General features: G+C 64.3%; 16 protein-coding genes. 7 read left to right on the top strand and 9 right to left on the bottom strand.

The features are described 5' to 3' along the window. Window positions 1–177: 177 nt before the first annotated feature. From O7A70_RS17040 to O7A70_RS17010, 7 genes are read right to left on the bottom strand one after another with little or no spacing between them, the layout of a single operon-like run. Window positions 178–969, bottom strand: a complete 792-nt coding sequence (locus O7A70_RS17040) for a sugar isomerase domain-containing protein (RefSeq protein WP_140714781.1) — start codon at window positions 967–969, stop codon at window positions 178–180. Window positions 970–1008: 39 nt separating this feature from the next. Then, complete coding sequence (locus O7A70_RS17035; protein ID WP_032935721.1) at window positions 1009–1779, bottom strand: GntR family transcriptional regulator; 771 nt, start codon at window positions 1777–1779, stop codon at window positions 1009–1011. Next, the gene (locus O7A70_RS17030; protein ID WP_337141398.1) at window positions 1776–2651 is read right to left on the bottom strand and encodes an ROK family protein; all 876 of its coding nucleotides are present in this window, start codon (window positions 2649–2651) and stop codon (window positions 1776–1778) included. The genes O7A70_RS17035 and O7A70_RS17030 overlap by 4 nt, the downstream gene beginning before the upstream one ends. Further along, window positions 2648–3388: a PIG-L deacetylase family protein gene (locus O7A70_RS17025; protein WP_337141397.1), complete on the bottom strand. Its 741-nt coding sequence runs from the start codon at window positions 3386–3388 to the stop codon at window positions 2648–2650. Before O7A70_RS17025 ends, O7A70_RS17030 begins: the two co-directional genes overlap by 4 nt. Next, window positions 3385–4239 carry a carbohydrate ABC transporter permease gene (locus tag O7A70_RS17020; protein ID WP_337131906.1) on the bottom strand — a complete coding sequence of 285 codons (855 nt, stop codon included), beginning with the start codon at window positions 4237–4239 and terminating at the stop codon, window positions 3385–3387. Before O7A70_RS17020 ends, O7A70_RS17025 begins: the two co-directional genes overlap by 4 nt. Then, on the bottom strand, window positions 4236–5168 hold the full coding sequence (locus O7A70_RS17015; RefSeq protein WP_337141396.1) for a carbohydrate ABC transporter permease: 933 nt from the start codon (window positions 5166–5168) through the stop codon (window positions 4236–4238). The genes O7A70_RS17020 and O7A70_RS17015 overlap by 4 nt, the downstream gene beginning before the upstream one ends. A gap of 51 nt (window positions 5169–5219) precedes the next feature. Further along, window positions 5220–6488, bottom strand: a complete 1269-nt coding sequence (locus O7A70_RS17010) for an extracellular solute-binding protein (RefSeq protein ID WP_337141394.1) — start codon at window positions 6486–6488, stop codon at window positions 5220–5222. 322 nt (window positions 6489–6810) lie between these two features. Here O7A70_RS17010 and O7A70_RS17005 point away from each other — a divergent pair, with 322 nt between their 5' ends. From O7A70_RS17005 to O7A70_RS16995, 3 genes are read left to right on the top strand one after another with little or no spacing between them, the layout of a single operon-like run. Beyond that, entirely contained in the window at window positions 6811–8103 is a 1293-nt protein-coding gene (locus O7A70_RS17005) for an ABC transporter substrate-binding protein (RefSeq protein WP_337141393.1), read from the top strand. Between the two features lie 30 nt (window positions 8104–8133). Beyond that, window positions 8134–9024 (top strand): carbohydrate ABC transporter permease, encoded by an 891-nt coding sequence (locus O7A70_RS17000; protein WP_337106639.1) that lies wholly within the window; start codon window positions 8134–8136, stop codon window positions 9022–9024. Next, window positions 9021–9884, top strand: coding sequence for a carbohydrate ABC transporter permease (locus O7A70_RS16995; RefSeq protein ID WP_337141392.1), 864 nt, complete (start codon window positions 9021–9023; stop codon window positions 9882–9884). The genes O7A70_RS17000 and O7A70_RS16995 overlap by 4 nt, the downstream gene beginning before the upstream one ends. Window positions 9885–10045: 161 nt before the next feature. Here the strand turns inward: O7A70_RS16995 and pcaD are convergent, their stop codons facing one another. After that, window positions 10046–10858 (bottom strand): 3-oxoadipate enol-lactonase, encoded by an 813-nt coding sequence (pcaD, locus tag O7A70_RS16990; protein WP_337141390.1) that lies wholly within the window; start codon window positions 10856–10858, stop codon window positions 10046–10048. A 265-nt stretch (window positions 10859–11123) separates the two neighbouring features. Then, window positions 11124–12053 (bottom strand): aldose 1-epimerase, encoded by a 930-nt coding sequence (locus O7A70_RS16985; protein WP_337141389.1) that lies wholly within the window; start codon window positions 12051–12053, stop codon window positions 11124–11126. Window positions 12054–12105: 52 nt separating this feature from the next. Here O7A70_RS16985 and O7A70_RS16980 point away from each other — a divergent pair, with 52 nt between their 5' ends. Genes O7A70_RS16980 through araD1 form a run of 4 tightly spaced genes read left to right on the top strand, consistent with a single transcriptional unit; the run spans window position 12106 to window position 16452 of the window. After that, complete coding sequence (locus tag O7A70_RS16980; RefSeq protein ID WP_245262246.1) at window positions 12106–12906, top strand: FadR/GntR family transcriptional regulator; 801 nt, start codon at window positions 12106–12108, stop codon at window positions 12904–12906. Further along, window positions 12903–14630: an IlvD/Edd family dehydratase gene (locus tag O7A70_RS16975; protein ID WP_337141388.1), complete on the top strand. Its 1728-nt coding sequence runs from the start codon at window positions 12903–12905 to the stop codon at window positions 14628–14630. Before O7A70_RS16980 ends, O7A70_RS16975 begins: the two co-directional genes overlap by 4 nt. Window positions 14631–14641: 11 nt before the next feature. Further along, window positions 14642–15421: an SDR family NAD(P)-dependent oxidoreductase gene (locus O7A70_RS16970; RefSeq protein ID WP_337141387.1), complete on the top strand. Its 780-nt coding sequence runs from the start codon at window positions 14642–14644 to the stop codon at window positions 15419–15421. 32 nt (window positions 15422–15453) lie between these two features. Beyond that, window positions 15454–16452: an AraD1 family protein gene (gene araD1 / locus O7A70_RS16965; protein ID WP_337141386.1), complete on the top strand. Its 999-nt coding sequence runs from the start codon at window positions 15454–15456 to the stop codon at window positions 16450–16452. Window positions 16453–16464 lie beyond the last annotated feature (12 nt).

The following is a 16464-nucleotide window of genomic DNA, read 5'->3' as shown; positions in this document are numbered from 1 at the left end:
AGAACCAGCGCCCCCGTGGCGCGGCGCTAGCTTTTCCGGCGTGTCGGTGTAGTGGGCCCAGTCGGGCGCGAAACGGTGGTCGATCAGGCCTGCAGGCGCACTGAAAACCGTCGAGCGCAATCTGCTGGGACGGTGGTCCACCGGGAAGGCGCCGGCAGCGCCTTCCCGGCCGCAACATTATTCGCCGCGCATCGTCGCCTGGAAGGTCGGCAGGTGTTTCTTCTGCGCTTCCAGCATGCGTTCGCGGTAGACACCGTAGATGACGTCGGTATCGTGCAACGTCACGCCGGCGATCGTCGGCGAGGCGAAGACCGGTAGTTCGATGCCGCGCTTGGCGAGTTGCTCGGCCGTGCGCGCTATCAACTCATGCGCCAGGATCATGGCGAGCACCGTCGATGAGCCCGACACCGGACGGCTCCAACCTTCGACCGGTACGATGGCGTCCTCGATCGGTGAGCAGGTGTCGATGACGAGATCCGCCGCGTCGGCCAGCCGCTTGCCGGAGGAATGCGTCGCCGGCTTGTCGAGATTGTTCTTGCTGGTCACCGCGACGACGAAGATGCCGCGCTTCCTTGCATAGAGAGCGGTGTCGATGCCGGACGAATTGCGGCCGCTGTGGCCGAAGATGATGATCGAATCGCCCTTGTTGAGCGGTTGGTGGTCGAGGAATTTCTCGGCGTACTTTTCAGTTCGCTCCAGCCACAGAAGCTCGCGCACCCCGCCGGCGCCGAGCACGTTGTGCCACATAACGCGCGGGTCGGTCAGCGGATTGAAGCCGACATAGCTGCCGTAGCGCGGGAACACTTCCTGCACAGGCAGCACCGAATGGCCCGAACCGTAGAGATGGACCAGCCCGCCGCCTTCCAGCGAATCGGCAAAGCGGCTGGCGGCCTGGCCGAAGGCCTCTTCATTGGTTTTCGCTGCCTTGTCGATGAGAGCGGCGAGACGGTGGATGTAGAGATCGGACACGTGGGTACTCCTGTTTAAAGATCTGCTTGGGAGGGTGGATCAGCTTCGCGGATTGGACGGGACGCGCCCGGCGCGCAGCGTCGAGCGGATTTCGTAGCGGTCGCCGCGCATGATGGAGACGGTGAATTCGAACGGGCCGCGCTCGTCGGTGGTGATGCGTTCGACGATGAAGGCGGGGCTGCCGGCGGGCAGGTCGAGCAGTTCGGCATCCGCCGCCCCAACCGCGCCGACGCGGTAATTTTCCCGCGCGGCCACCGGCACAATGCCGTAGTGACGCTCCAGCGCCTCGTAGAGCGAACCCTGCAGCAGGCCGGCGTCGAGGAAGCCCGGCACGCGCGCGGCCGAAAGCTGCGCCGTCTGGATGCCGATCGGCTCGTTGTTGCCCAACCTGAGACGCCTGATGCGCACCACCGGATCGCCCTCCTCGATCTCCAGCGCGCCGGCGGCAGCCGCATTGGCTGATGTCAGGCCGCAGTCAAGCAGGCGCGAGCCGGCGACCACACCCATATTGCCCATTTCCTGGGTGAAGCTGGTCAGCTCGCGCGTGCCGGCCACCAGCGTGGTGGAGCGCACGAAGGTGCCGCGGCCATGCTCGCGCCGTAACAGTCCGCCTTCCTCCAGATTGCGCAGGGCGTGGCGCAAAGTGATGCGGCTGACCCCGAACAGGGCACACAGCCGGTCTTCGGCCGGGATCTGGTCGCCGGTCGCCCATTCGCCGCTCTTGACGATGGCGCGGATCGCCTCCTCTACCTGATACCAGAGCGGCTCCGGCCGTCTGCGGTCCGGCTGCTGAAAACTCGCTTGGCTCATCGCACCTGTCTCCACTCTTTCCCCGCGCGACCAGCCAATGCCGCGCCGATAAGGCCGGCGCCCGGGCCGAACCGGCCGGACCGAACCTCGATGCCACGCAGATGCGACGGCAACTGGCGCCGCAGCGCGGCTAGCAGCGGTGGTCGGATCACGTCCAGCGCCTCGGCCAGTCCTCCCGAAATTAGAACCGCCTGCGGATCGAGCAGCGCCACGGCGCCGGCAAGCGCGGTGCCGAGCCGCCGCGCCGGCACTTCCAGCAAGGTCTGCGCGGCGAGTTCCCCGCCTTGGGCGGCGGCGATCAGCTGGCGGCCATCGGCGAGGCCAATCTGGGCGGCAAGCGCATCGAGTGCCCGGCCCGAGGCGACGCGCTCCAGCCAGCCACTGCGCTCCTCGCCATGATCCTTGATGTCGGCGCAGGCCCAGCCGAACGAACAGGCGCCGCCATGCGCGCCGGCAACGATGCGGCCGTTGGCCAGCACCGCCGAACCGATGCCGGTGCCGATGGCGAGCAGGATCGCATCCGACATGCCCTTGGCCGCGCCCTCGACGACTTCCGCCAGCAGCGCGATCTGCGCGTCGTTGCCGAGCGCCACGGGCAGGCCTGGAAACAAGGCCTGGATGTCGACGCCGTCGAGAAACGGCAGGTTCGGGATCCAGCGGCAGACGGCACCTTCGACAAGCCCAGGCACCGCGATGCCGAACGCCTCGATAGCCCCAGCCTCGGCGCGCAGGGCCTGGAGGCGGGCGACGAACGCATCAAGACTGGCCGGCGCCGGCTCGCGGCTCGACATGTCCAGCGCACCGATGTCGCCGGTGAAGACGGCGGCGCGCAGATTGGTGCCGCCGAGGTCGATGGCCAGAACCCGCGTCATCGGCCGGGCCCTTTGCCGAACGGCGGCGCGAACAGGCCGCTGCCGGCATTCCACGAATGCGACGCCGCCGCGAAGCCTTGTGCGTAACGCGTACCGCGCAGGCAGCCGCGCAGCCGGTAGAGCGCGCTGTAGTAATCGACATAGGGAAAGCTGCTGAGGCCCCGGGCCAGCTCGTATTCCTTGACCGCCTCGCTCCAGGCCTCGAAGCCATCGCTGACATCGACGAGATGCTCGGGCCGAAAACCGTCATCGTCCTCCCAGTTCTCGCCGAACAGGAGCAGTTGGGGCGTGTGCGCCGCGTGGTCGCTGGCAACGGTCGGCAGGGCGGCGTAGAAGATGCCGGTCTGCGTCAGATGCGCGGCGGCGCGATGGTCCTTGTGCCAGCTGCCGTGCCAATGGGTAATGACGATCTCTGGTTTGAGTTCGCGAATGATGTCGCATACTTCGAGCGCCGTCTCGTCGTCCGACGGCAGGAAGGCGTCGCGCAGGCCTAGGCTGCGTACCTTGACACCAAGCCGCTCAGCCGCCCTGCCCGCTTCCTCTTCCTTCTGCACGCAATAATGTGCGGGGATGAGACAGGGATGCCCCTGCTCGCCCATGGTCAGGTGCAGGAATGTCACCATGGCACCGCGCTTGGCGGCGGCGGCGGCCAGCGGCCCGGCGATCACCTCGGCATCGAAGGCGTGCGCGCCGACAACCAGGATGGACTTGGCGGCGTAAATCCTGTCCTCGATCATTTCATGCCTCCCCCGGCACCGACGCCTTCGCGAATCTGGCGGGCAAGCAGACAATACATGATCAGGATGGGCGCCATGGAGATCGCCAGCGAGGCGAACACCAGGCCCCAGTCGGTGCGGAACTGGCCGACGAAGACGCTGATCGCCAGCGGCACAGTCTTGTAGCGGTCGTCGAAAATGAAGATCAGCGGGAAGAAGAAGTCATTCCACACAGCGATCGCCGTGAAGATGGCGACGATCGACACCGCCGGCTTCACCATAGGCAGGATGATCTGAAACAGGATGCGGACCTCGCCGGCGCCGTCCATGCGCGCCGCCTCGTCGAGTTCGGAGGGCAGCACGCGCATGAAATTGGCGAAGATGAAGACGGCGAAGGGAATGCGGATCGCCGAATAGACGAGGATCAGTCCCGTCAGGGAGTCCAACAGGCCGAGGTTGCGCATCAAGGTGAACAGCTCGACAGAGGCCAATCTGATCGGCAGCATGATGCCCGACAGGAACAGGCCGAGCATGATGGCGTTCCAGCCGAGCTTGTAGCGGCTGAGCGGATAGGCAGCCATCGCCGAGACGACGATGGTGAGAATGACCGCGCCGGCGGTGACGATCAGGCTGTTGATGAAATTGTGGCCGAGATCGGCGCGCGTCCACGCCCGGACGAAATTGTCGAAAGCCCAACTTTGCGGCAGGCCGAGCCGGTTGTCGTAGATTTCGGCCGTGGTCTTGAAGCAGGAGACGACGAGAATGTAGAGCGGCAGCAGAACCGCCGCTGTCCAAATGGCCAGCACGGTCCAGCCCGGCAGCCGCGCCAGTCTTGGCGGAAACGTCCTGTACGGGATCGCCGGCGCGCTCATAGCTGCACCGTGCGGCGATCGAAGAAGCGCAGCATCAGCAGCGTGCCGATGCTGAGGATCAGGAACAGCACGGTGCCCAAGGCCAGCGCCAGACCGATATCAGTGATACCGACAGCGCCCTCGGCGCCGAAGGCCAGCCGGTAGAAATAGGTCACCAGCGTGTCGGTCGAATAGCTCGGATTGCCCTGCACGCCTTGCATCACATAGACGATGTCGAACTGGTTGAAGGTGTTGATGAACGACAGCGTCGTCAGCGTGCCGAGCGCCGGCATCAAAAGCGGCAGCGCGACGGAAAACAGCATGCGCGCATTGCCGGCGCCGTCGAGCTTCGCCGCCTCGAAGATCTGGCCGGAAATCTGCCGCAGGCCCGCCGTGTAGATCAGCACCGGCAGGCCCATCCAGTTCCAGGCGTCGACGGCGATCAGCATTCCAAGCGCGGTGTGGCTGTTGCCGAGCACGGTGAGGCTGCCCTGATGGAGGCTGAGCCCGTTCAGCGCCCATTCGACGACGCCGTCCGGCGCCAGAAGCAGGCGCCACAGCGCCCCGACGATGACGGGGCTCAGAACCGCCGGAAAGAAAAACACCGACTGGAAGAAGGCCGCTCCCCTGTCGCGCAGGAACAGCAGCCAGGCGAACAAAAGGCCGATGCCATTCTGGAAGAGCATGATGCCGAAGAACCAGGCGGTGTTGTGCCACAGCGCGCCATAGAGCCGCGCACCGCTAGGAAAGACAAACAGGCGCGAAAAATTCGACAGGCCGGCGAATTCGACCATGCGCAGGCCCTTCCAGATGAAGAAGCTGCCCCACAGCGACATCGCCAGCGGATAGAGGACGAAGAGCGCGTAGACGGCCAGCGCCGGCAGGATGAAAAGCACGGCCATGCGCTGCTGCGTGCGTCTCAGGCTGCTTGGGCGGTGAAAATTGGTCATGCGTTGTTCTGTCCGGCGAGAGGCCGGCCGCGATGCGACCGGCCTGGCTCCTCACTGCTTCGGCTTGAACCAGGTGGCGACGGCGGCCTGCATATCGGCGGCCAGCTTCTCCGGCGCGATGTTGCCCTCGACCATGTCGATGATCTCCGACTGCAACACAGAGGACGCCGTCGGCGACTGCCAGCGGAAGCCGACCAGCGTCAGATAGGGCGTTGAGTTCTTCGACATTTCCATCATCTGCGCCAGCACCGGATCCTTCACGGTGACGTCGGTGCGGGCCGGCGGCCAGCCGAGCTCATCGGCGAACATCTGCGCGAATTCGGCCGAAGCCATGAAGCCCAGCACCTTGGTCGCGGCCTCCTTGTTTTGACTCTCGGAGACGAGACCATAGGAGCCGTCCGAGAAGGCCGACGTGTAGAGCTTTGCCCCGGCATCGTCGGCTGGGAACGGGAAGATCGAGAATTTCAGCTTCGGGTTCTGCGCCTTGAAGCTGCCGTTTTCAAAGGACCCACCGAGGAACATCGCCGCCTTGCCGCCGATGAACTGCTGCGTGGCCGTGGTGTAGTCGATGCCGGCGAAGCCGTCCGGGAAATAGGGCTTCAGCTCGGCGAAGCGCTTCAGCGCCGCGACATAGCGCGGATCGTCGAAGGTCGCCTTGCCGGTTATCATCTCGTCGTAGAAACCAGGGCCGTAGACGGTCGGGCCAATGACGCCGACGCCGATCTCCAGCTCCCAAGCGGAGCCATTGGCGCCGCCGGTTGCGATCGGGGTAATGCCGGCCGCCTTCAGCTTGCCGCAGGCGGCGACGAAATCCTTGTAGGTCTTGGGGATCTCGATGCCTTGCGCGGCAAAGATATCCTGATTGTAGAACACGCCCATCATCGGCACCGAATAAGGCACGCCGTAGAGCTTGCCGTCGGCGCGGCCGCGCGCGCCGCCAAGGGCGGCATCCGGCATGTTCTTCAATTCCGGCACGCTGTCGTCGAGCGCGTCGAGATAGCCGGCATCGACGAAGGGCTGCAACTCGCCATAGGCTTTTAGCTGGGCGATATCGGGCCCGCGACCACCGCGCAACGCCGTGCTCAGCCGGTTCTGGTAATCGGCGTCCGGCGTGAACTGAATGTCGACCTTGATGCCGGGGTTCTTGGCCTCGAAGGCATCGAAGATGCGACGCATCGCGGCCTCGTCCTCGGTGCGCCAACTCCACAGCGTCACCGTGCTGTCGGCCCACGCCGGCAGGGTCGTGAAAATGCCCGCGCAGGCGGCAAGGCCGCCGATCAGCCCGAGCGCGGCGCGCCGGTGAATTGAAAGCATGCTCATTGCCAGTTCTCCCGTTTTCCCTGTCCTTGGCGTCTCGCGGCGCTTCGATGCCGCAAGAGAGTCATTCGTTCGACCCAAGTCATTATAACGACATAGCGTTGTTCGCAAGAGATGTCATTTTCCATTCGGGGAGAACCGCTGAATTCCCGATCCAGTAAATCTGCTTAACTTGCTGTTTTTAACAGGTAAAAATTGATACTTCTGAAGCAGAAGAAGGTCCGCGTCGATCCTGCAAGCAGCTTTTTCGCAAACAGGGCCTTGCGCCCCTGCTTCATGTTGTCATAACGTCATCGTGATCGCTATGCTGAAATGGAGGACGAGGATGTCGTTTGCCTGGACGTCGAAACTGGCACTGGCCGCGGGCCTTGCCATCCTGCCGGCCAGCGGCTGGGCGCAATCGGTCAACATCTCCTACCTGACGCACTGGTCGCCCGAGACGGTGGCGCTGCTGGAGGCGGCGGCCAAGGACTATGCCAAGACCAATCCGGATGTCAGCGTCACCGTGCGCGCCGTTCCGTTTGGCGATCTCCTGACCACGCTTCGCTCCCAAGGCGGTAGCGCGGAAGGCCCGACGATCGGCGGTATCTACGATCTCTGGCTGCCGGAACTCGCCCGCGACAGGCTCGTCGCGCCCGCCCCTGACGCGGTGGCGAGCGAAGTCAGGGGCGCCTGGCCGGCGGGCATCGTCAGCGCCGCTTCGGTCGGCGGCAAACTCTACGGAATTCCCAATGAAATCGACGTCTATGCGCTGAACTACAACAAGGCGCTGTTCAAGCAGGCGGGCATCGCCGCTCCACCGAAGACCTGGGACGAGTTCAAGGATGCGGCGAAAAAGCTGACCAACAAGGATGCCGGCCAGCAGGGGTTCGGCATGATCAATTCATGGGCGGCCGGCGTCGTCCATCCCTTCGCCTCGCTGCTGGTTTCCAATGGCGGCGAGCTGGTCAAGGACGGCAAGCCGGTGCTGGACAGCAAGCAGGCAGGCGAGACGTTCCAGCTTTATGAAGACCTCGTCAAGTCCGGCGCCAGCGTGCCGGCGATCGCGACGGCCGACGCCAACACCACCGGGCCATTCCTCGACAATTTCGTCTCCGGCAAGACCGGCATGATCATCATGGCCAACTGGTGGGAGAGCGCGCTGAAGACCGGGATGGGCGACAAGTTCACCGACATCGCCACCGCACCTATCCCGGTCGGCCCGAGCGGCGACAAGCCACATTCGATCTCTTATTCCTGGATGACCGTGGTCAACGCCAATGCGGGCCAGGCCGAGCAGAAGGCAGCATGGGAATTCCTCGCCTGGCTCAACAATCCGAAATCCGGCACGAGCGGCGCTTCGGCGATGTCCGATATCTTGATGTCGATGGGCATCCTGCCGTCGCGCACCTCCGACATCGAAGCGCACAAGGACAAGCTCGGCTCGGAATTCCTGTCCGGCTATGTCAGCGTGCTCGCCGATGCAAAACCCTTCCCGGTGGTGCCGGGCGGACAGGAATTCTCGGAATCCCTACAGCAGACGATCGAGGCGTTGCAGTATGGCCAGGTCTCGGCCAAGGATGCGCAGGCGACGGCGCAGGCCGATGCCACTTCGATCCTGGAACGCGCCGCCAAGTAGTAATCAGAGCCAAGTAATGATCAGACCATAATGATCCAGAGGTATCGTGCCTCGGCGGGCATCATGCTTACGCCCGCCGTGACGCTGATCGGCATCTTCATCCTGTTGCCGATGCTGCTCACCGTCTGGCTGTCCTTCCAGGACTGGTCGACGCAGACGCCATTTTCCAGCGCGAGCTTCATCGGCCTCGACAATTTCCGCGAGATCTTCGGGCCGACCTCGGTCGGACGCGACTTCAAGGGCGCGCTGACCAACACCGCGATCTATACCGCACTGTCCGTCGTCCTGATCCTGCCGCTCTCTGTGACCTTCGGCCTGATGGTCTACCAGCACGATGTCGCCGGCGGCACGGCGCTGCGGACCGTGCTGTTCTCCACCTATATGGTGCCGATGATCGCGGTGGCGCTGGTCTGGTCGAAGCTCTATTCGCCGAGCGAAGGACCGCTCAACCAGATGCTTGGCCTGGTCGGTGTCGGACCGCAGCCCTTCTTGTCGTCGCCGCGCTCGGCGCTGATCTCGATCGTCTTCCTCAACGTCTGGCAGCAGGTCGGCTATTTCACCGTGCTGGCGATCGCCGGCCTGACGCAGATCCCAGGCAGCCTCTATGAGGCGGCGAAGCTCGACGGCGCCAACCGCTTCGAACAATTCCGCTTCATCACCTTGCCGCTGATGCGGCGCACGCTTCTGTTCAGCGCCGTCATCGCCATCATCAACGCTGTGCAGGTGTTCGAGCCTGTGGCCCTGATCACGCAGGGCGGGCCAGTCGGCTCGACCAATGTCTTGACCTATCACATCCGCCGCGTCGGCATTGAACGCGCGCAGGGCGGACTGGGCTCGGCCATGGCTGTCATGCTGATGCTGTCGCTGATCGTCGTCGTCTGCGCACTCTTCGCACTCGCCAACCGGAAGGACCAGGAATGAGCGCGGGATCGTCGAGCCGGTTTGCGCGAAGACGCCCCTCCGGCCGCAAGGCGCTGCTGGCGACGCTGATGCTGCTCGTCGCCGTCGCATCCGCCTTCCCGCTGGTGTGGATGGTGCTGTCCAGCCTGAAAACCCCGGCCGAAAGCATGCAGGTGCCGCCGGTCTGGATCCCGCATAAGCCGAGCCTCGATGCCTATGAAAAGGTTTCCGGCGTGGTCAATGTCGGCCGCTCGATGTGGAACTCAATGGTCATCGCCTTGATCACCACGGCCGGCATCCTGGTCACCAGCATGATGGCCGGCTACGCCTTCGCCAAATACCACTTCCCTGGCCGCTCGCTTTTGTTTTCGGTGCTGATCGCCACAATGTTCCTGCCGCCGATCGTGACGCTGATCCCGCTCTACCGCCTCGTCGGCTCGATCGGCCTCAATGCCAGCCTCGCCGGCATCATCGTGCCCAACCTCGCCAACGCCTTCGGCATCTTCCTGATGCGCCAGTTCATTGCAGGCGTGCCCGACGATCTGATCGACGCCGCGCGCATGGACGGCGCCTCGGAGCTGCTGATCCTGTTCAAGATCGTGGCGCCGAGCGTGGCGCCGGCGATCGCGGCACTGGCACTCTTCGCCTTCGTCTATCACTGGAACAGCTATCTGTGGCCGCTGACGGTGCTGCAGGGCAATGCCGACGCCTATCCGATCGTCATCAGCCTGAGCCGGCTGTTGAGCTACAACCGGGGCGCTGTCAACACCGGACTGGTGATGGCCGGCGCGACGCTGGCCGTGCTGCCGCCGCTCATCCTGTTCGTCTTCCTGCAGCGCTTCTTCGTCGATTCCATCGTCGGCTCGGCCATCAAGGGATAGCTAAAGCATGATCCCGAAAAGTGAATACCGGTTTTCGGATAAGATCATTCCCCATCCCCGATCCATCGGGATAGAACGGGCCCTAACAGGGCAGGCCGATATAGTTTTCCGCCAACGTGATGATCGAATGCTCGCGCTATCGATGGGGGTTTTTGGAGACATCATCCTTGAGCGGGCTTTCCCTCGGGAAGCGAGGCGACAAAGTCGCGGATCAAGGCGGTGAGCGCTTCAGGTTGTTCGACGCAAGGAATATGTCCGGCGTCGCGGATGATCTCGAAACGCGCGCCGGGGATCAGAGCGGCCAGCGAACGGACGAGATCGGGAGGCGTCGAGCCATCCTGGTCGCCGACGATGCAGAGCGTCGGCACGGCGATGCGGCGCGCCGCGTCGGTGAAGTCGGCATCGCGGACCGCCATGCAGGTTCCGATGTAGCCGGGCAGTGCCTGTCTGATCAGCATGTTGCGGCAGCCGGCAAGATCGGCTGCGCGCCCGGCATGGAAATCCGGCGTGAACCACACTTTCATCACGCCATCGGCGATCGCCTCGATGCCGTCGCGCTCGATGGTCGCAATGCGGCTGTTCCAGCTCTCGGCAGTGCCGATCTTGTGGGCCGTATCGCTGAGGACCAGGGCGTGGACGATCTCGGGGCGGCGGGCGCAGAGGCGTTGCGCGACCATGCCGCCAACCGACAGGCCGACCAGGACAACCCCGTTGAAACCGAAATGGTCGATGAGGGCGCTCAGATCGTCGGCATGGTCGTCAATCGAGCGTACGCCGGTGCCATTGTCGGAAAGCCCGTGACCACGCTTGTCATAGACGAGCAGAGGCATCTCGCCGGCCAGAAGCGCAACGACCTCGTCCCAGATGCGGAAGTCGGTGCCCAGCGAATTGATGAAGACCAGCGGTGGCGTCCTGCCGTTCGCCTCGACATACCGGTGATGCAGCGTGATCCCGCCAAGGGTGACGAATGGCACGATTTCGATCCTCCATTTCCACATTGCACAAGGCATCTGGTTCGGCAAAATGATATTTTGCACCAACGGCATGACCGCGCCGGCCACCGAGATCGAGACGGTCTCGGAACCATTCGGTCGCGCCTTCATGCGGCAGAGCAATGCGGTGTGATCATTTCAGCCGGCGAGGTCGCCAACGGGATCGCGAGCGGCGGTCGGAGATGAAGCACAGATGCCATTGGCGGCGTCAAGGGCTCCGGCGTCGTCTTGCGGCTGACAAGGAAGATCAAACCGCCAATGACGGCATGAAGCGAACGCTGGCGGATCGCCTTTGGCCGGGCGCCAGCACGATGCAGCCGGTGCTGACATCCTCGTGGTCCATCCGGTTGAAGGCATCGGTGATGTTGCTGACCGGCTCGGCGCAAAAGAACGGCTCGCCGGGCGGGGTGTAGAGGACGAGGAAATCGAGCGGCGCCTCCGCCTCGATATCCAGCTGCCGTCCACGTTCGGGCCAGGAAATCCGGGCGTGGCGCGCCCACCCGGTGAAGACAGTGTCGAAGTCCACTTCCGATACGTCAAAGCCGATGGATGGATCGGCGCCTGCAGGCGGCGGGACATGCCGGATGGGCAGGACCTCCGTATCGGTTTCCCACATGCCTGCTACCCGGGCCTGGACATGCGTCCACGGTGTCGCCGGAAAGTAGGGATGGAGGCCGAAGCCGACCGGCATCGGCGCGTCCGACAGGTTGCGCACCGCAATGGTCATGCAAAGCCTGCCGCCTGCCAGAGAGATCTTCTGCTCGGCTTCATAGCTCCATGGCCAGGAATCGGCGGCGTGGCGATAGCGCAGGACGATCATGCTCGCTTCATGGCTCAAGACCGTCCACGGGTGACGCCAGCCATGGCCGTGCTCATGATGTGGATCGTCCGGACCCGTCGGGAGTCGAATGGGGCGCCCGGCGAATTCGAAGCGGCCACCCCTGATCCGGTTGGAATAGGGCACAAGCGGAAAGCAAGCCATGGCGCCGGCATCGCGACGGCTGATCGCCGCTGGATCGGCCGGGCGTAGCCAATCCACGGCTGAACCATTTTGCCACCACCGATACGACGCCAGCGCTCCGCCGGCTGCCGAAGCAATTTCGACCGTCGCGATGCCGTCAGTGATCGAGACCAGCTCCGTGCGTTGCTCGGCAACGGCTGCGGATTTCTTTGTCATCGGCACTCCCCAATCCCTTGACTCCAACCGCCATGGCTATAAGACATATCATATGAATAGTATGAAGAATAGAAAATCATTCAGCACTGCGCGCACGTCACGGGTTGCCGTGGCGGTTTCCAGCGGTTCCACCGCGCTGCACGCGACGGTGGTCGAGCAGATCGGCTTGCGCATCGTGCAAGGCGATTTCCTGCCCGGCGAAGCCCTGCCGAATGCCGATGATTCCAGCGAGATGCTGGGGGTCAGCCGCACGGTGCTGCGCGAGGCGATCAAGGTGCTGGCCGGCAAGGGGCTGGTGGAATCACGGCCGAAGACCGGCACACGGGTGCGTCCGCGCGCGGACTGGAATTTCCTCGATCCCGACGTCCTGTCATGGCGCTATGCTGGCGGTGTCAGCGCCGACGATGTCCGGGCATTGTTCGAACTACGCCGGGCCATCGAGCCGATGTCGGCGGCCCTTGCCGCCCAGCGCGCCACGCCGGTGCAGGTCGCCGAGATCCATGCCGCGCTCACCGAAATGGAAGCAGTCAGCGACGACGGCGACCGCTTCGCCAAGCCTGACCTTCTGTTCCACCAGACCATTCTGCGCATGACCGGCAACGAGCTGATCGGCTCGCTGGCGGCGCTGGTCGAGACCGCATTGGTAATGAGCTTTCGCCTCTCCAACGACAATCCTGAGGGCCAGCGCCACTCCTTGCCGCTGCACCGGGAAGTGGCCGAGAAGATCGCCGCCGGCGACGCCGCGGGCGCGCAAAAGGCGCTGCTGGTGCTCATCGACAATGCCGAGGATGACGTGCGTCGCAGCGTCGAGAACCGCAACAAGCGCCGCAACGATCGGGGCCTGCAATCGTGACCGAGACCAAGCGCAAACTGCGGTCCGAAGCCTGGTTCGGCGGTGAAGGCAAGAACGCCTTCATGCATCGCAGCTGGATGAAGAACCAGGGCATCCCGGCAGATGCTTTCGACGGCCGCCCGGTGATCGGCATCTGCAACACCTGGTCGGAACTGACCCCGTGCAATGCCCACCTGCGGGCGCTGGCCGATCACGTCAAGCGTGGTGTCTATGAAGCCGGCGGCCTGCCGCTGGAATTCCCGGTGATGTCGCTGGGCGAAAGCAACATGCGCCCCACCGCCATGCTGTTCCGCAACCTGGCCAGCATGGATGTCGAGGAATCCATCCGTGGCAATCCGATTGACGGCGTCATCCTGCTGGTCGGCTGCGACAAGACCACGCCGGCGCTGCTGATGGGGGCTGCCTCGTGCAATCTGCCGACCATCGCCGTCTCTGGTGGGCCGATGCTCAACGGCAAGTTCCGCGGACAGGATATCGGCTCGGGGACGCATGTCTGGAAATTCGCCGAGGAAGTCAAGGCCGGCCGCATGCCGATCTCCGACTTCCTCGCGGCCGAGCAGGGCCAGAGCCGGTCGGCGGGCAGCTGCATGACGATGGGCACGGCCTCGACGATGGCCAGCATGGTGGAGGCGCTCGGCATCGGCATGCCGGACAATGCCGCGATCCCGGCGGTTGATTCGCGCCGTGGCGTGCTCGCCCAACTGGCCGGACGGCAGATCGTCGACCTCGTCCGCCGGGACGTGACGATTTCGCAGATCCTCACCAGGCAAGCCTTCGAAAACGCCATCCGCGTCAACGGCGCGATCGGCGGCTCGACCAATGCGGTGCTGCATCTGATCGCCATCGCCAACCGGGTCGGTGTCGATCTCGGCCTCGATGACTGGGACCGCCTTGGCCGCGACGTTCCGACCATCGTCGACCTGATGCCGTCGGGCCGGTTCCTGATGGAAGATTTCTACTATGCCGGGGGGCTAGCCGCGGTCATGGCGTCGCTTGATGAAGTGGGGCTTCTTCATCGCGACGCCATGACCGTCAGCGCCAAGACCATCGGTGAACTGATCGATGGCGCGCCAAACTACAACCGTGAAGTCATCCGGCCGCTGAGCGAGCCGCTGACCAAGGAGGGAGGCATCTCGATCCTGCGCGGCAATCTGGCGCCCAATGGGGCGGTCATCAAGCCGTCGGCGGCAACGCCCGAGCTGATGCAGCATCGCGGCAAGGCCGTCGTCTTCGAGAACATCGAGCATTACTACGCCCGCATCGACGATCCGCAGCTGGATATCGATGCGTCTTCGGTGATGGTGCTGAAGAATTGCGGACCGCGCGGTTATCCCGGGATGGCCGAGGTCGGCAACATGCCGCTGCCGGCCAAGCTGCTCAGGGAAGGCGTCTCCGACATGGTGCGCATTTCGGACGCGCGCATGAGCGGCACGGCTTACGGCACGGTGGTGCTGCATGTGGCGCCCGAGGCTGCGGCAGGCGGCACGCTGGCGCTGGTGCGCGACGGCGATCTCATCGAGCTCGATGTTGCCGGCCGCCGGTTGGAGCTGCTGGTCTCGGATGAGGAACTGGCGATCCGCCGCCGCGACTGGAAGCCCCCGGTCCCGCCGCAGGGGGGCTACCAGAGCCTCTATGTCGAGCGCGTGCTGCAGGCCGACAAGGGCTGCGACTTCGACTTTCTCGTCGGTCGGCGCGACGCCGGCATCCCCCGGCATTCCCATTAGAGAGGCGCGTGATGACGGATCAGATCGGCAGCTACGCGACCTACCCCAGCCTCAAGGGCCGCAGCGTGTTCATAACCGGGGGCGGCAGCGGCATCGGCGAGAGCCTGGTGCGCCATTTCTGCGCCCAAGGCAGCCGCGTCGCCTTCGTCGACCTGGCGCAGGAGCTTTCACGACGCCTGGTCGATGCGATCGCGACCGAAGGACATCCCGCCCCACTGTTCATTCCCTGCGACCTGCGCAATGTCGAAGAGCTGCAGGCCGCCACCGCGCAGGCGGCGCGGCACAACGGGCCGATCCAGGCGCTGTGCAACAATGCCGGCAATGACGACCGCCATCAGACCAAGGATGTGACTGTGGCCTATTGGGATGACCGCATGGCGGTCAATCTGCGCCATCAGTTCTTCGCGGCCCAGGCGGTGCGTCCGCAGATGAGCGCGCATGGCGGCGGCTCGATCATCAATTTCGGCTCCATCACCTGGATGGTCGGCGATCCCGATTGTCCGGCCTATGTCACCGCGAAAGCCGCTGTCTATGGTATGACGCGGGCGCTGGCCCGCGAACTCGGCCCCGAGCGCATCCGCGTCAATTGCATGGTGCCTGGCTGGGTCATGACCGAGCGCCAGATGCGGCTGTGGCTGAACCCGGCCGGCGAACGCCAGATCGCGGAGCGGCAGTGCCTGCCCGACCGGCTGCAGCCTTCCGATATCGCGCGCATGGCGCTGTTCCTTGCCGCCGACGACAGCCGCATGTGCACGAGCCAGCAGTTCATCGTCGATGCGGGCTGGGTTTGACCGGTACAGCCTCAAGGGAAGAAGGGTATTTCATGCGTCTGGTTCAGTACACAACGATCGATGGCGGCAGGCGGGTCGGCCGCGTCTCCGATGACGGCAATCGCCTGCATCCGCTCGACAAGACCAGCACCGTGCTGGAACTCGCCGAAGCGGCGATCGCCGAGGGCGCGTCCATCGCGTCGCTGATCGAGAAGCGGACAGGTGCGGCCACGGTCGACTATGGCGAACTGCTGCGCGAAGGTCGCGTGCTCGCTCCCGTCGACCATCCGGAACCGGCGCGGTTCCTGGTCACCGGCACCGGCCTGACCCACACCGGAAGTGCCGCCGCGTGCGACAAGATGCACGTGCTGACCCACGGCGAGGACGCCGAGGAATCGGACTCGCTGAAGATCTTCCGCATGGGCCTGGAGGGCGGCAAGCCCGGTGCCGGCAAGATCGGAATCCAGCCCGAATGGTTCTTCAAGGGTGTCGGCACCTGTGTCGTGCCGCCCGGCGCCGACCTGCCGATGCCCGCATTCGCGAAAGCTGGCGCAGAAGAGGCCGAGATCGTCGGGCTCTACCTCAATGGGCCGGACGGCCGCCCCTACCGCATCGGCTATGCGCTGGGTAATGAATATTCCGACCATGTGACGGAGGCCGAGAACTACCTCTATCTCGCCCACTCGAAACTCCGTTCCTGCTCGATCGGCCCGGAACTTTTGATCGGCGACCTGCCCGAAGAAGTGCGCGGCCATTCCCGCATTCTGCGCGACGGCACTGTCATCTGGGAACAGGAGTTCCTGTCGGGTGAAGCGCACATGTCGCACTCGATCGCCAATCTCGAACATTTCCATTTCCGCTACCCGATGCACCGCAGGGCGGGCGACCTGCACGCCTATTTCTTCGGTGCCGCGGTGATGAGCTACGCCTCCGGCGTCAAGACGGCTTCCGGCGACGAATATGAAATCCAGGCACAGGCATTCGGCAAGCCGCTGCGCAACCGGATGGTGTCGGTGCCGGACGAGGGACTGGTCGCCGTCACCCGGTTGTGACGACGACAGCCC

The sequence above is a fragment of the Mesorhizobium sp. Cs1299R1N1 genome, assembly GCF_037179655.1.
In the GTDB taxonomy this organism is placed as follows: Bacteria; Pseudomonadota; Alphaproteobacteria; order Rhizobiales; family Rhizobiaceae; genus Mesorhizobium; species Mesorhizobium salmacidum.
The sequence above is the reverse complement of the archived record's forward strand: the minus strand, read 5'-3'. Positions and strand labels throughout refer to the sequence as shown.

What these genes read in the sequence shown, in the direction of transcription:
- O7A70_RS17035 (WP_032935721.1), bottom strand. Translation starts at nt 1,779, where the DNA reads ATGAGCCAAGCGAGTTTTCAGCAGCCGGACCGCAGACGGCCGGAGCCG.
- O7A70_RS17030 (WP_337141398.1), bottom strand. Translation starts at nt 2,651, where the DNA reads ATGACGCGGGTTCTGGCCATCGACCTCGGCGGCACCAATCTGCGCGCC.
- O7A70_RS17025 (WP_337141397.1), bottom strand. Translation starts at nt 3,388, where the DNA reads ATGATCGAGGACAGGATTTACGCCGCCAAGTCCATCCTGGTTGTCGGC.
- O7A70_RS17020 (WP_337131906.1), bottom strand. Translation starts at nt 4,239, where the DNA reads ATGAGCGCGCCGGCGATCCCGTACAGGACGTTTCCGCCAAGACTGGCG.
- O7A70_RS17015 (WP_337141396.1), bottom strand. Translation starts at nt 5,168, where the DNA reads ATGACCAATTTTCACCGCCCAAGCAGCCTGAGACGCACGCAGCAGCGC.
- O7A70_RS17010 (WP_337141394.1), bottom strand. Translation starts at nt 6,488, where the DNA reads ATGAGCATGCTTTCAATTCACCGGCGCGCCGCGCTCGGGCTGATCGGC.
- O7A70_RS17005 (WP_337141393.1), top strand. Translation starts at nt 6,811, where the DNA reads ATGTCGTTTGCCTGGACGTCGAAACTGGCACTGGCCGCGGGCCTTGCC.
- O7A70_RS17000 (WP_337106639.1), top strand. Translation starts at nt 8,134, where the DNA reads ATGATCCAGAGGTATCGTGCCTCGGCGGGCATCATGCTTACGCCCGCC.
- O7A70_RS16995 (WP_337141392.1), top strand. Translation starts at nt 9,021, where the DNA reads ATGAGCGCGGGATCGTCGAGCCGGTTTGCGCGAAGACGCCCCTCCGGC.
- O7A70_RS16985 (WP_337141389.1), bottom strand. Translation starts at nt 12,053, where the DNA reads ATGACAAAGAAATCCGCAGCCGTTGCCGAGCAACGCACGGAGCTGGTC.
- O7A70_RS16980 (WP_245262246.1), top strand. Translation starts at nt 12,106, where the DNA reads ATGAATAGTATGAAGAATAGAAAATCATTCAGCACTGCGCGCACGTCA.
- O7A70_RS16970 (WP_337141387.1), top strand. Translation starts at nt 14,642, where the DNA reads ATGACGGATCAGATCGGCAGCTACGCGACCTACCCCAGCCTCAAGGGC.
- araD1 (WP_337141386.1), top strand. Translation starts at nt 15,454, where the DNA reads ATGCGTCTGGTTCAGTACACAACGATCGATGGCGGCAGGCGGGTCGGC.